Genomic DNA, 14813 nt, shown 5'->3' with positions numbered 1-14813 from the left:
TATCATTTGATCAAAACAATAATCAAATTAGACAGATCCAAATAAAAAGAAAAAGAGTAGCCCTCAAAGGCCGGTTTTTACCGACTTTTTGGACTGCCCTTTTTCATATGACCATTACTTCACTTTCACGCTAAGTTTGCTACTTTTATTTCCTGCTGGATCCTTCGCGTAAATTGATAGCTTAGAATTTGCTTTTTGTTTTTTGATTTTCACACTAAAATTACCTTTGCTGGATGCTTTAGCTGAGCCAATTTTTTTGTGTTTACTATTGTATATTGTAATTGTTGCTTTTGCTTCAGTTTTACCTTTTACTTTTGTAGTTTTCGAAGTGATTTTAGATACTGTTGGTTTTTTCGGTGCAATTTTATCTTTTACAATAATTGTTTTTGATACGCCTTTATTACCTACTGTATCTTTCGTTTTTACAACTAATTTTACGTTCTCTTTTTGTTTTGTAATCTTCAGCTTATAGTTACCTTTGCTACTCGCTTTTGTTGATGTAAGTAGTTTTGAGCCTTTATAAATAGAAACTGTTGCTTTAGCTTCTGTAGTTCCTTTTACAGTAGTTGTTTTGTTTGAAATTGTTCCTATTGTAAGTTTTGTTGGGCCGATTTTATCTAATACAGTAATTGTTTTTGTTACACCAGCATTGCCGGTTACATCTGTCGTCTTTACTACTAATTTCACATTCGCTTTTTGTGCAGGAATCTTTAACGTGTAAGTTCCTTTACTACTAGCTTTTGTTGATGTTAGAAGTTTAGTTCCATTGTATATTGAGACTGTTGCATTTGCTTCTGTTGTTCCTGTTACAGAAGTAGTTTTGTTTGAAATTGTACCCACTGTAAGTTCTGTTGGGCCTTCAGTATCTGGATTTTCCACTGGTGGATTAGTATTTGGTATTTCCCCATCTGCTAATCTTGCAAATGTTGATTTTCCATTCAATGCGTCTGCTAACGCAATGATTACTTGTTCAGTCGCCATTAAGTTAGTTTTAGTATCTTTGATCATCCATTTAAATGATCCGTCTTCTAATTGGTAATCATCAATCATTTTTTCAAGAATGTTAACTTTTTTACCGTCTTTTTCATAGCTCCATTTGTCCGTTGTTAAATCCTCTCCAGCTGAAGCTAGTCCCATAATAATACTTGCCATTGAGTTCGTATTATTAACAAAACCATCTTTTTGATATTTTGCATGAATACCGTCTACTGCTTTTTTAATAGATTCGTTAATTATTTCATTGGACTTATCAGCATTATTTAATAGCGTTAATGCCGTTAAATTCCAGCCTGTTACATCTAAGTCATCAGATGAACCAAATCCAGAGAATAATCCTGAATTATTTTGTTTCTTTAAAATTACTTCTAAATGTTTGGCTTTATCATAGTCTGCATTTGCTAATCCTAGCGCAATTGATGCCCAAGATTCACCATATGGTGTAAAAAAGCTACCATCAGCTTTTTGTTTATTTTGTAAATCTTCAACAATATTGCGTTGTCCAAGGCTGGTAGGATCTAACCCAAGAATATAAGCACCTATAATAGTACCTGCGTCTTCATTTGAAGTGCTTGAAGCAGCCGTTTTAGGTTTTACCCAATAAGATTGTTCACTTGTAACTTCTGAGCCCTCTGCCCACTTGTAGTTTTTAATATCCATACCTAGTGCATACATTGCTGATAATGACCAGTAGCCACTGTGGGAACTAATTACCCTAGAACTAATAGTTTGGTTGTTAGTAATATAATATTGTTTTGCCTTTTCTAGTGAGTTCACTAGTTTTTCTTTGATTACTTGTGGTGATGTTGTTTGAGATGCATTGTTTACTACCGTATTATTTTCAGCTTGAGCTGTAAACGGCGATAGTAGTGATAGTAGCATAACAAAAGCAAACATCATGCTAATTGAACGTTTTAACATTTGAATTCCTCCGATTTTATTTAGGTTTGTTGGATTCGGAATTCGGCTTTTTCATGCTAATAGATTAAATAACTTTCACTTATGTTTTAAATGAAGGAATTTAAAAGTTCTTAACAATGAAAAAAGCTATTTCCCCATAGAGAAATAGCATAAATACAAAGAAATATAGGACAACAGTTTTGTCTAATATAGATTGTTTTGCCGTAATCTCACTTTATTCCGAAGAGTAGATATACGCTCTGAATTAGATAGGTCTCCTGGCTTAGCATCAATTTACTCAAAGGACCTTCCCGTATAAAACAGTGGTATTTCCTTATTTCATCAGCATTTACAGTTGCGGATACAGCCTCGGCATTTCACCGAATTCCCTTTTATGTATGTACTACACCTAATTCTGGCATTCAATATTCACTTGTTATAAACTTATCATAATATTGAAAATTAATCTATTGGATAATGATTTATTTTTGATATTTTATCCATTTCATATCAAATTCTTATATTAATCAAAGAAGAATTGTATTTATCTCAATTCCAAAATTGTATTTATCAATGAATTTATCAATATTTGAACCGCATGAATCCTAAAAACATGTTAAAATTGAATATAATACTATTTTAATAGCGGAAATGAATAAAGGAGGCAAAAGGTGGCTAATTTTGGAGATATACTTATACTTTTTATTGTTATTGCTTTAATTATATTAGGTACGATTTCTTTTATGCTATTTATTAGAAGAATCATTATTAATACCACACCAAAGAATGAATCTACTGAACTAAATGAAAAATTAGATAGGATTATCACGTTATTGGAAAAACAATCCAAATAATTGTTATTCATTATAAAAAAACTAGCTGTCGAATCTTATATAAAATTCAACAACTAGTTTTTAAATTCTTTTAATTCTGCTTTGATAATAATGGACGATTATTTTGCCAAATAACTTCTACTGGAATATCGAAAAATGAAGAAAGTGTTGCACTTCCCAATGCTCTCCTTTTTCTACTTGCCAATTAATATTTTCTAGAATCCATTGCCCTTCTCTTTTCAAACTTACCTCTTTCATATGTAATACCATATAGAAAACCCCTATATATATATCCACTCTATTATAACTGAATATTCAAAACGATGGGATGTAAAAGAGAATAAGGTTAAGAAGTTATCAAAATAGTAAACTCCCTCATGTTCTTGGACAATAGGGGGTTTTCTACCTATTTGGCAAAAATTTGTGTTCCATATGTTGGATATTGAGCACCTTTACCCGAGACAACTATACCTATTCCAACTTTTTGATAATTGGGTGATAGAATATTTGCTTTATGGCCAGGGGAATTCATCCATCCTTTCATGAAACTCGTTGCTGTTGGATAACCTGCTGCAATATTCTCTCCTGATGCATATGTGTTATAATCAGATCCTTTTAGGAGGTTAGACCAGCTTCCATAAGTTGGGCTTGTATGGCTGAAATAGCGATTTTTCTCCATATCTAATGATCGAATTATCGCAAGCTTTGTTAGTTTTGGATCTTGCTTTAAAGGCTTCAAATTCTTTTTTGCACGTTCTTTATTTAAAATAGTAACTATTTGGTCTTGCATTTTTTTATTTCCTAAATCACTGTAACTATCGACAAATTCCCCAGATTTAATCCAGTATGTCTTGCTACCTTTTTTAACTTTAATCCAACCATTTGTATTGGCAGCACTCACTTTATATATTCCAGCTGGAAGTTTCGTTGCTGATTTAGATCCTTTTTCTTTTTTATAAGTCGTTGTTTTTTTTGAAAGATAGACATAATCACCAGTAAAACCGTCTTTTATCCACTTTTTATCTTTTGTTTGCATCCATTTATCTTTAGTTGTTTTTATAATCGTTACTTTCTTTTTTGCAGCTACTGTAGATTTTCTTCCATATCCACCTTGCTTAGTAAACAACCTACTCTTTTCAGTAAGCGTTACTTGTTTTGTTTTTGAAGCACTTGCTTTAGCATATTGAGGGCTTGCTAAACCTCCTAAAAAGATCATAGCCATGAAAATGACGCTTAGTTTTTTCAGCATGTTATTCACCTTAATTCCTCCGAATCAAATTTTTAATACGATATTTTCAATGTAATTAACACTCTCAATAGTCTTTTAGGAGAGTTCGACATTAAATATAGCTGTTTTATTAATATCAATAAAAAAAGAATCGTATAGACCACAATTTGTATTCACTATATCATATTATCAAATTTTTATGGTCTTGATGGCCAAATATAGTTTTATGTTATTATCACTTCAAATTTATATAGGCATTTAGAACCACTCTTAGAAGACTATTTATTTATCTCCTATCTGTTGTATACTAGTTTCATATAGCAAGAGAGTGAGAGAATGTATGATTTCATTTATTTTAACTACAAAACGCCTTTTAAAGGCTTTAATCCGTGCTTTTAAACAACCGTTATTTATTTCATTGTCTACTACATTATTTTTTATCCTTTTGTCAGGCACGATGTTTTATACAAAGGTAGAAGGATGGTCTATAATTGATGCCATATACTTTTGTGTTGTTAGTCTGATTCCGAGTGGTGTAGATACTTCACTCACGCCAACTACAAATCTGGGTAAAGTGTTTGCGATGTTTTATTTAGCGGTTGGAGTAGGAGTTATGTTTTTAACATTGCTGACTATTGGTAAGACAATGATTAATTATACAGATGATTCGACTACGGATATTAAAAAAAGCAAAAAATTATTATAAGTTTAAAGGTTGTCTTAAAAGACGACCTTTTATTTTTTTAATAGTTCACTACTCAATCAGTTTCAACATTATTCGAAGTTTTATAGTTACACGAATTGAATTTGAGCTATTTTTGAAGTAGTTTCTTTTCTCCCTTCAAATTTCGTCGATACAAAGTAGGTTTATCTAAATTTTCCCCTTTCGAATAATCAAAATATTTACTCTATATGTAATATAAGATATGATAAACATAGTTATTTTTATCTATAAACGAAATATTTGTAGATACAAATTACTTATATCGGATAACTAGTATATAGAAGAGAGGTTTTTTATTTGAGTTTATTAGAAGTATTAAAACAGGCTACACCATACATACAAATGGCATTCAATAATGAAATCTTTGTAAGTATAGTTGAGCGAGATCAAAACAAGGTTTACTTTGCATCTCCAGGAACTAAAGTTGATCTGGGAGTAAAAACTGGTGACACTATGGAGAATACTGAAGAATTGCGAAGAGCCTTCTCCGGGAAAAACGTTACGAAAGATATACCTGCAGAATTTTACGGGGTTTTACTTCACACGAATATATATCCAATTAAAGAAAATGGACATGTAATTGGAGCTTTTAGTTTAGTATTTTCTATGGAAAAACAAGAAAAGTTACAATCTTATATGGACCATCTACAAAATGCTGTCATAGGTTTACAGGATAAAGTACATCTTGTTGCCTCTCATTCAGAGGAGCTAGCAGCAACAAGTACTGAAATTACTGCTCAATCTCGCCAAGCCCTTGCAGACTCAGAAGCTTCTCATAGCGTTACAGACTTTATCAAATCAATTTCCCAACAAACGAATTTGCTAGGGTTAAACGCTTCTATTGAAGCCGCACGAGCAGGTCAGCATGGTGCTGGATTTAATATTGTTGCTCAAGAAGTACGAAAACTATCTCTAGAAACAAAGTCGGCTACCGAAAAGATTGAAGATTCACTGAAAAACATCACACAAAATTTACAAGGTTTAATGGGCAGCATGAGTCAGATCAATTCTGCTTCAAATGAACAAGCTGAGCTAGTACAAGACTTCAGTACAATTATAGAAGAGCTAGGGTTACTAAGTAACCAAATGAATCAATTAATGAAAGAAACAATACGATGAATTTTTTCAGACCATAAGTTTATAGAAAGCAATATGATTTAGCTCATTGAATATTATTTAAGCAATGGGCTATTTATATACCCTCTATTAATATGTATACCTTGCTTCAATTTCACTTTCACTTTCACTTTCACTTTCACTTCCATTGTAAACATAAAAGAATTTACCACATTTGTCCGATTTTATTGTCATTTCCCCTTGAATAAAGGAACGAATGTTCTTATAATGAATATAAGAGGTGAATAGCATGGAACGACATATGAATCCACAAAAATTGACTACTATTGAAAACTATCAATTACAACGTATAGCGACAGAACTACTAAGTACTACTTCTAAGGAAACCGTACTTTCTACCTTGTCTATCTACGCCTGTTCACAAAAGCAACATTGCCCATCATTAAAAACAAATGTTAAAATAACTTGATTGAAAGCTCAGAATTAAGTTATTTTTTCATCCATTCCCACTTCTCTTTATACTTAATAAAATAAGCCCTGCACACTTTTAAAAGGTGTGTAGGGCTTATTATTTTCTTACATTAAGTTAAATCTATAAATCAAGATTCTAATAATAGGTCTTCAGGGTTTTCAAGTAATTCTTTTACAGTTTTTAAGAATCCTACAGAATCTTTACCATCAATAATGCGGTGGTCATAAGATAGTGCAACGTACATCATTGGACGAATTTGTACTTCATCACCAACAGCGATTGGACGTTTTTGGATTGTATGCATACCTAAGATAGCTGCTTGAGTACCATTCATGATTGGCGTAGACATTAATGATCCGAATACACCACCATTAGTGATTGTGAATGAACCACCTTGTAGGTCAGCAATTTGTAATTTTTTGTCGCGTGCTTTTTTAGCAAGACCACCGATTGCATCTTCGATTTCAGCAAAGTTTTTACGGTCGCAATCGCGAACAACTGGTACTACTAAACCATCGTCAGTAGATACAGCAACACCAACATCATAGAAGTTATTTAGGTGGATTTCGTTACCTACGATTTGAGCATTAACGTATGGATATTTTTTAAGTGCAGCTACTACTGCTTTTGTAAAGAATGACATGAAACCTAGACGAGTACCATCATGTTTTTCTTGGAATTGATCTTTTTTACGGCTACGAAGTGCCATAACGTTTGTCATGTCAATTTCGTTGAACGTAGTAAGCATTGCTGTACTTTGTTTTACTTCAAGTAAACGAGTTGCGATTGTTTGACGACGACGAGACATTTTTTCAACTGTCACGCGAGATTCGTCAACTGCAGGAGTAGCAGCTTTTGGTGCCTCAGCTGGTTTTGCAGCAGGAGCAGCTGGCGCTGTACCATGTGCAGCTACATCTTGTACGCGAACTCGACCTTGAGGATCTACTGGAGATACAGATGCTAAGTCGATTCCTTTTTCACGAGCTAATTTGCGAGCAGCTGGACTAGCAATTACACGTTCAGTTGAAGAAGATTCTTCTACAACTACAGGTGCTACTGGTGCAGCTTTCGGTGCTTCTACAGCTGGTGCCGGTGCAGCCTCTACAGTTGCTGGTGTTGGTGCTGGAGTTGCAGCAGCATCACCTGCTTCAACGATTGCGATTACAGCACCTACTAGTACAGTATCGCCTTCTTCAGCAAGGATTTCTTTCAAAATACCAGCTTCTTCAGAGATAATTTCAGCGTTTACTTTATCAGTTTCAAGTTCTACGATGAACTCGCCTTTTTCTACTTTATCACCAGGTTTTTTCACCCATTGTGCGATCGTACCTTCTGTGATAGATTCTGCTAATTCCGGGACAATAATTTCAGCCACTATAATTTCCTCCTTCAAAATATTCGCTTTTTAGCGAGTTACAGCTTCTTCAATAATACGTGCTTGTTCAGCTTTGTATGAATCTGCATCACCTTCAGCAGGAGATGAACGTACGATACGACCGATGTAACGAACGTCTTTGTCTTCTGCTACTTCACGCATATAAGGATCTGCAAATGTCCATGAACCCATGTTTTGAGGTTCTTCTTGTACCCAAGCAAGTTCTTTTGCGTTAGGGAATCGTTTAATGATTGCAGCAATTTTCTCAGATGGGAATGGGTACAATTGTTCAACACGTACTAAGTGTACGTGATCGAAATCTTTTCCATCTCCAACTTTTTCTGCGATATCAATAGCTACTTTACCTGAAGCAAATAGAATACGCTCTACTTTTTTCGCAGCTGAACCAGTTGTTGGGTGTTCAATAACTGTCTCGAAGTGACCAGTTGTTAATTCTTCAACATCTGCAGCAACGATTTGATTACGTAATAGTGATTTTGGTGATACAAGAACTAATGGACGAATTGCTTCTGTACCTAACATCTTAGCTTGTCGGCGTAATAAATGGAAGTAGTTTGCAGCGCTTGATAGGTTTGCAACTGTCCAGTTGTTTTCACCAGCTAATTGTAAGAAACGTTCTAAACGAGCACTTGTATGTTCTGAACCTTGACCTTCAGCAGCATGCGGTAATAACATAACAAGACCCGATTTTTGACCCCATTTAGAGCGAGATGCTGAAATGAAGTTATCAAACATTACTTGAGCCATGTTTGCGAAGTCACCGTATTGCGCTTCCCAGATAGTTAAGTTTTTATCGTTTTCTAAATTATAGCCATATTCATAGCCTACGATAGCAGCTTCAGATAATGGGCTGTTATATACAACAAATGAAGAATCTGCACCAGAAATATGGTGTAAAGGTGTTAATTCTGCACCTGTTTTTTCGTCATGTAATACTAGGTGACGGTGTGCGAATGTACCACGTTGTGCATCTTGACCTGTTAAACGGATTGAATTACCTTCTTGTGTAATTGCTCCGAATGCTAATGTTTCAGCATGACCCCAGTCGATTTTACCTTTACCTACGAATGCATCTTCACGACGGCTTAGGATTTTACCTAGTTTTTTGAAGACATTAAAGTCTTGTGGCCATGTTAATAATTCTTTATTCATTTTTTCTAGACGTTCGCGTTCAACACCAGTTTCTACGATATCATAACCGTTCTTCACAGCTTCTGGCATTTCGTTTTCAACATGCTGCCCTTCGCCAACTTCTTTCACATGATCATAAGCTGCTTGCATTTCTTTTTGTGTATCGGCATCTAAAGTTGTGACTTCTTCTGTTGTTACAATGCCTTGATCTGCAAGTGCTTTACCGTACAATGCACGTACTGTATCGTGTCCATGAACACCAGTGTACATTGTTGGGTTTGTGATCATTGGTTCGTCCATTTCATTATGACCATATCGGCGGTAACCGACTAGGTCTACTAAAATATCCTTACCAAATTGTTCACGATATTCTACTGCAAAACGAGCCACTTGTACAACTGCTTCTGGATCATCCGCATTAACGTGTAATATTGGAATTTCATAACCTTTTGCAGGGTCTGAAGAGTATACAGTCGAACGTGAATCATAATGCTCAGTAGTAAATCCAATCATATTATTAGCAATAATATGAACTGAACCACCTGTGTTAAATCCTTTTGTGCGAGAGTAGTTCATCGTTTCAGTTACGACACCTTGACCAGCAAACGCTGCGTCACCATGAACTAAAATCGCTAGAGCAGATTTAGCATCTTGAGTTGGAGCACCTGCTTTAGAAGTGTTATCTTGAGCTGCACGAGCTTGACCTGTAACAACTGGACTAACTACTTCTAAGTGAGATGGGTTATACGCTAATTTGATTGTTGTACCTTTAGTGCTGTTATATGTAGCACCCATATGATATTTAACATCGCCAAACCATCCTTTAGTTACTTCTAAAGAACCATCTTTTGGGATAAATAACTCATTTGGAACGTGCGCAAAATCAGCAAACATCATATCATATGGTTTGTGTAATACATGTGTTAACACATTTAAGCGACCACGGTGAGCCATACCGATCATAACATTTTTTACACCTTTGTCTTCTGAACGGTGAACAATTTCATCCATAAGAACAACTAATGCATCTAATCCTTCGATTGAAAAACGTTTTTGTCCTACAAATGTTTTATGGATGAATTTCTCAAATCCTTCAACCTTTGTTAATTGGTTTAAAACTGTTTTTCTCTCATCATTTGAAAGACCTGCGTTTAATACGCCACTTTCAATTTTAGATTGAAGCCACACTCTCTCTTCACTGTTAACAACGTGTGCAATTTCTACAGCAATTTTATTTGTGTAAATCGCTTTTAGGTAATTAATAGCATCTAATCCATTGTTAACGCTTGCAGGTATGTCTTTTAATAATAACGAAGCAGGGATTTCGATTAGATCTTGATCAGATAAACCGTAAGTTTTTGCTTCGATTCGAGTAGTGTCACGTGGATGGTCTTTTAAAGGATAAATGTCTGCTCCTAAGTGACCATATACACGAATGGCATCCGCATATTGAACGGCAGCTAAAACTTTTGCAAAGTTACCTGGTTCAACGTTTAAAACGTTTGATACTTCACTAGTTTGAACTGGTGCTCCGTATTGTTCGAATAATGTTACAAGTTCTGGTTCAACTTCTTCTGGTGATGTTAAATACAAATCGTACATTTCCATCACATAGCCAAGGTTGGGACCTGAAAAAGCAGCCCATGGTGAGCTTACAGGTGAAACATTGTTTGACATGTAGAATTACCTCCAACTTTTTTGCCAAGTGGCAGTTCCATTAATTATATTAATTAATTATTTGAAAATCCACTAACTATCTTACCATTCTTCCTGCTTAAGTGAAACAACTGTATTAATAAATCAAGAAGAACATTTTTCCCCTTCAATCTTACTACTCTTCACAAAAAATACAATCGTTTTCAACAAATTTAGCAATTTTTTTCTTGAACGAACTAATAATAGAATAAAGTTTGATAAAAACGTCATTTTTCAGCTGGCAATTCTATAGTGAAAGTACTGCCAAAATGGAGTTTACTATTCACCTTTATCGTTCCACGATATTTATTTACCAGCATATTTACAATACTCAATCCTAATCCTGTGCCCCCACCATCACGTGAACGAGATGAGTCGACTCTGTAAAAACGATCAAATATACGTGCTTGATCTTCCTCTGCAATACCAATTCCACGATCTGACACTTCAATTTGCACACTTTCATATTGTTTTGAAAGCTTGATTTTAATCCTTGGACTATTTTCTGAATAGCGTATAGCGTTTTGCAGAAGATTACGTAAAATCTGACCATAGGCATTGTCAGAAATAATTGCCCTATAACTAATTTCTGAATCAACTTCTAATTCAATCGTTGCGTCTGGAGATAATACTTTTATTTCCTCCATAATATCGGTAGTTATCATAAGAATATCAGCATTGTTTTGTAAATCATTCTGTTCTCTTCTTGCAAGTTCTAACATCTCTTCTATAAGCTTTTTCATACGTGTAATTTCAAGTAAGGAAGTGTTTAATGATTCTTCTAAAACAGCTGGATCATCTTTTCCCCATCTTTTGATTAACGATAAATGTCCTTCTACTACTTGAATAGGGGTTCTCAGCTCATGAGAGGCATCAGAAATGAATTGTTGCTGGCTAAGGAATGATTGCTCTAGCTCCCCCATCATCGATCGATATACGGTCAATAAGTCACCAATTTCATCCTTTGCGTCGTATTGGAGTTTAATAGGAGCCGTAAAACCCTGTTCTGCCACTTCTGTCATTTCTAGTCTCAAGTCGTCTAGTGGTTTCAATAAAGTAGTCGCTAAAATATATCCTATTCCTGCAGATACTATGAGGGCCCCTAACCCTAAAATAAACATAGCCGTTAAAATATATCGCATAAGGGATACAAACGAAGTCAAAGGATGCGTCAATTGAATATAGCCTGAAAAAGGTCCAATCCTGATTGTCGATGCCGCCAAAAACATATCTACATTCTGTACCTTTTCTTTCGAAATAGCATATCCGTGATTTGGTAAATTTTCTGGTACTGAAGGCATGATTTTCGTCGAATCATTAATACGTAATATTTCAACTTTATCTTGATTCAATATACGGACTGTTTGATTCTTATCTATTATAGAATTCATAAGCCCCTTATTTGACTGAATATCATGTATGGTTAAGAAATTACCTTGAGATTCAAAAAACACTGTTAAGTCATCCATCGTACGCTTTACGGACTGCTCCTGCTCATTTAAAAGCCATGAGTGGATAGCAATATAAAGTACTGAACAAATAACAGTAAAGCTAACGAAAATGACGACAGAAGATGTAAGCGCCCATTTCCCCTTTAACGACTGGTTCGATAAATAATGATTGATTCTATTCATTCTCGCATCACATACCCTACTCCACGAACTGTTTCAATGTAACCACTTTCTATTTTAGGTAGTTTTGAGCGCAGGTGACGGATATAAACGTCGACAACATTTGTTTCCACATCCGATTGATAACCCCATACCTGCTCTAAAATTTGATCACGGGTACAAACACGATTCTTATTTTCAATTAATAAGCTGAGTAGATCAAATTCTGTTTTCGTCAAACTAAGTATTTCCTCATTGACATAGGCAGTGTATGCATCAGATTCAATAGTAATATTTTTAAATATTAATTGTTGACCTGCTGACTCGATCGAAGTGTATCGTCTTAAAATAGAGCGAATTCTTGCTAGTAATTCTTCAATAGCAAAAGGTTTGACAATGTAATCATCTGCTCCCGCATCTAGACCCGCTACACGGTCAATTACAGCATCTCGTGCGGTTATTAAGATTATAGGCACATCCGATATGGCTCTAATGCGTCTACATACTTCAATTCCATTTAATTCAGGAAGCATAACATCGAGTAAAATGACATCGAATTCTTGCTCTAGAGCCGTATCTAGACCAACACGGCCGTTAGAACAAACTGTCACTTCAAATTGTTCATGCTTCAGTTCTAATTCAATAAATCGCGCAATGTTTTTTTCATCTTCTACTAATAGAATATGCTTTTTCATTGAAAACACCTTCCATCTTTAACTTGAAAAATGATATGAATTTTTCCCTTTTGTTTTTTTCGCTATATATAGTGCCTCATCTGCTTTATCTAGCAAGTCTTCTATTGAATGGCCATTCTCAGGGAAAGAAGCAATTCCAATAGACGAAGTAGGTGAAAAGTGTTGTTCGTTAATTGTCCAGCCATCTTTTAATGTTTGTTGAATACGTTTAATCGTATTTTTCACTTGTTGTTTTCGAATGTATTGGTCTTTAGACATATTAGTTAAGACAACAATAAATTCGTCTCCACCTATTCGACTAACTATATCTAAATCGCGAACACTGGAAACAAGCGCAAGTCCAAAATTACGGATAAAGTCATCCCCAACATCATGACCGAAATCATCATTCACCTTTTTAAAATCATCTCCGTCAATATAGAGTAAAGTAATAGCATAATTGAGAGCCATCGCTTCTTTGACTAACTTAGTAAATTCCATCAATAAGTAACGTCGATTTGGTAGCAACGTTAAACTGTCATGATAGGCCATAAAGCGCAACTGATCTTCCCTTTTCTTACGATGAGTAATTTCCCTAGCGACACTTACATATTGGAACACTTCGTCACGTTCAGCATCCTTTACTGCTGTAAGATAGGTTTCAGTCCAAAAAGTTTCTCCATTTTTCGTTTTAATTTGTAAATCAATCTGTACGTCCCCTTCTTCCAATAAAGTCGATGAAAATTCATTCTTTAACAATTCCTTACTATCATCAGACATCATATCAAAATAGAAACGCCCAAGTAGCTCGTCCTTTTCAAAGCCAAGTCGGTTTATATGGTTCGGGGAAACATAAATGATTATTCCATCATCGTTCGTAATGACAATCAAATCATTCGTATTTTCGGTGATCAGCCGGAATGTTTTTTCAATATTTCGAAGGTTAGTCATCATAATTTTTTTATCAGATACATCAAAGCAGACAGAAAGAAAACTATCAATTTCTCCATTGTTGCTGAAGATTGGAACGATTGTTGTATCCATCCAGTATCTGTTACCATATTTAGAATGGTTGCAAATTTCCCCGCGCCAAATTTGACCATTTAGTAACGTTTTCCACATTTCTACATAAAATGAAGAAGGCTGAGTCCGTGAATTTAGTATCTTATTAGAATTTCCGATTAGCTCATCTGCACTGTATTGACTTGATTGCGCATAACGCTCATTTACAAATTTAATGACTCCATTTTTATCTGTAATACAAATATTTGCGGCTGAATTCAGTGCCCCTTTATAACTATCAAGCATGTGACTTACTTGACGTAAATCTTCTTTTAATTGAATATTTTTCGTTAATTCTAGCCATTGAATATAAATAGCTACAACTTGGTCATTAGTAGTGATTGGCGAAAAACTGACTAGGAATTGACTCTCAATGCCATCCGCTTTTTTATGTGTATATAAAACGGACGGATGCCCTCTTCCATTTAATGCGTTTCGAAGATGCTCTGCGAATGATTCATGATCTTCTGGTGAAACAAGATGAAAATTAAAAAACAGCTTCCCTTTCCAGTCTTCAATCTTGCAGTTAAAGTACTGCTCAAATTTAGGATTACCATCAAAAAAGGTTAAATCATTAGCTAATACAATTGTTGGATCCATTTTCATGTCAAAAAGTGATTGTAGAAATAAGTTTTTTTCCTCCATCACTTTTTGCTGTGAAATTTCTTTCGTAACAGCAAGTATATATTGCCTTTCGCCATAAAAAATTGGCGTAACGGTTGTTTCATTCGTACGTTTAGTATCAGAGAATAAATAGAAATCTCGGTATTGGAGCAGTTGCTGTTTCTCGATGGATTCATTGTAAATTTTAACAATCATCTCAACGACTTCTGTTTCTAAACAAGCAGATAAACTTTTGTCTATTGGCGACTCATCAAAAACATCTTCAGCTGCACGATTTATGTATACGTATTGATATTCATCACTGACTTTTTCCATTAAAAAAACAAAATCTAAACAATTTTGATAAAACGCATCAAACTGCTCTTTAGTAATCAGATTGCCATTCAATATT

The 14813-nt window shown here is 34.8% G+C and carries 12 protein-coding genes and 1 riboswitch; of the genes, 4 read left to right on the top strand and 8 right to left on the bottom strand.

The window, feature by feature from the left end; genetic code table 11:
- Window positions 1-114: 114 nt before the first annotated feature.
- Window positions 115-1917 (bottom strand): Ig-like domain-containing protein, encoded by a 1803-nt coding sequence (locus tag ACQKM9_RS13025; RefSeq protein ID WP_427734776.1) that lies wholly within the window; start codon window positions 1915-1917, stop codon window positions 115-117.
- A 230-nt stretch (window positions 1918-2147) separates the two neighbouring features.
- Window positions 2148-2324, bottom strand: a riboswitch (cobalamin riboswitch).
- A gap of 243 nt (window positions 2325-2567) precedes the next feature.
- Here ACQKM9_RS13025 and ACQKM9_RS13020 point away from each other — a divergent pair.
- On the top strand, window positions 2568-2750 hold the full coding sequence (locus ACQKM9_RS13020) for a DUF4083 family protein (protein WP_427734775.1): 183 nt from the start codon (window positions 2568-2570) through the stop codon (window positions 2748-2750).
- Between the two features lie 117 nt (window positions 2751-2867).
- Here ACQKM9_RS13020 and ACQKM9_RS13015 read toward each other — a convergent pair whose 3' ends face one another.
- Both ACQKM9_RS13015 and ACQKM9_RS13010 read right to left on the bottom strand, forming a co-directional pair.
- Window positions 2868-2999: a hypothetical protein gene (locus ACQKM9_RS13015; protein ID WP_427734774.1), complete on the bottom strand. Its 132-nt coding sequence runs from the start codon at window positions 2997-2999 to the stop codon at window positions 2868-2870.
- Between the two features lie 136 nt (window positions 3000-3135).
- On the bottom strand, window positions 3136-3978 hold the full coding sequence (locus ACQKM9_RS13010; protein WP_427734804.1) for a CAP domain-containing protein: 843 nt from the start codon (window positions 3976-3978) through the stop codon (window positions 3136-3138).
- A gap of 319 nt (window positions 3979-4297) precedes the next feature.
- On the opposite strand from ACQKM9_RS13010, the gene ACQKM9_RS13005 reads away from it, so the two are divergent.
- The 3 genes from ACQKM9_RS13005 to ACQKM9_RS12995 all read left to right on the top strand — a co-directional run bounded on the left by ACQKM9_RS13005 (window position 4298) and on the right by ACQKM9_RS12995 (window position 6227).
- Window positions 4298-4663 carry an ion channel gene (locus tag ACQKM9_RS13005; protein ID WP_427734773.1) on the top strand — a complete coding sequence of 122 codons (366 nt, stop codon included), beginning with the start codon at window positions 4298-4300 and terminating at the stop codon, window positions 4661-4663.
- A gap of 315 nt (window positions 4664-4978) precedes the next feature.
- Entirely contained in the window at window positions 4979-5800 is an 822-nt protein-coding gene (locus tag ACQKM9_RS13000; protein ID WP_427734772.1) for a methyl-accepting chemotaxis protein, read from the top strand.
- Window positions 5801-6047: 247 nt separating this feature from the next.
- On the top strand, window positions 6048-6227 hold the full coding sequence (locus ACQKM9_RS12995; protein WP_427734771.1) for a hypothetical protein: 180 nt from the start codon (window positions 6048-6050) through the stop codon (window positions 6225-6227).
- A gap of 130 nt (window positions 6228-6357) precedes the next feature.
- Here ACQKM9_RS12995 and odhB read toward each other — a convergent pair whose 3' ends face one another.
- The 5 genes from odhB to ACQKM9_RS12970 form a co-directional block, all read right to left on the bottom strand.
- The gene (odhB, locus tag ACQKM9_RS12990) at window positions 6358-7605 is read right to left on the bottom strand and encodes a 2-oxoglutarate dehydrogenase complex dihydrolipoyllysine-residue succinyltransferase (RefSeq protein WP_427734770.1); all 1248 of its coding nucleotides are present in this window, start codon (window positions 7603-7605) and stop codon (window positions 6358-6360) included.
- Between the two features lie 30 nt (window positions 7606-7635).
- The gene (locus ACQKM9_RS12985; protein WP_427734769.1) at window positions 7636-10434 is read right to left on the bottom strand and encodes a 2-oxoglutarate dehydrogenase E1 component; all 2799 of its coding nucleotides are present in this window, start codon (window positions 10432-10434) and stop codon (window positions 7636-7638) included.
- Window positions 10435-10679: 245 nt separating this feature from the next.
- Window positions 10680-12086 carry a HAMP domain-containing sensor histidine kinase gene (locus tag ACQKM9_RS12980; RefSeq protein ID WP_427734768.1) on the bottom strand — a complete coding sequence of 469 codons (1407 nt, stop codon included), beginning with the start codon at window positions 12084-12086 and terminating at the stop codon, window positions 10680-10682.
- Window positions 12083-12757: a response regulator transcription factor gene (locus ACQKM9_RS12975; protein WP_427734767.1), complete on the bottom strand. Its 675-nt coding sequence runs from the start codon at window positions 12755-12757 to the stop codon at window positions 12083-12085. Before ACQKM9_RS12975 ends, ACQKM9_RS12980 begins: the two co-directional genes overlap by 4 nt.
- Before the next feature lie 18 nt (window positions 12758-12775).
- Window positions 12776-14809 carry a sensor domain-containing diguanylate cyclase gene (locus tag ACQKM9_RS12970; protein ID WP_427734766.1) on the bottom strand — a complete coding sequence of 678 codons (2034 nt, stop codon included), beginning with the start codon at window positions 14807-14809 and terminating at the stop codon, window positions 12776-12778.
- Window positions 14810-14813: the final 4 nt, after the last annotated feature.

It is taken from the genome of Viridibacillus sp. NPDC093762 (genome assembly GCF_050279675.1).
GTDB lineage: Bacteria > Bacillota > Bacilli > Bacillales_A > Planococcaceae > Viridibacillus.
The sequence above is the reverse complement of the archived record's forward strand: the minus strand, read 5'-3'. Positions and strand labels throughout refer to the sequence as shown.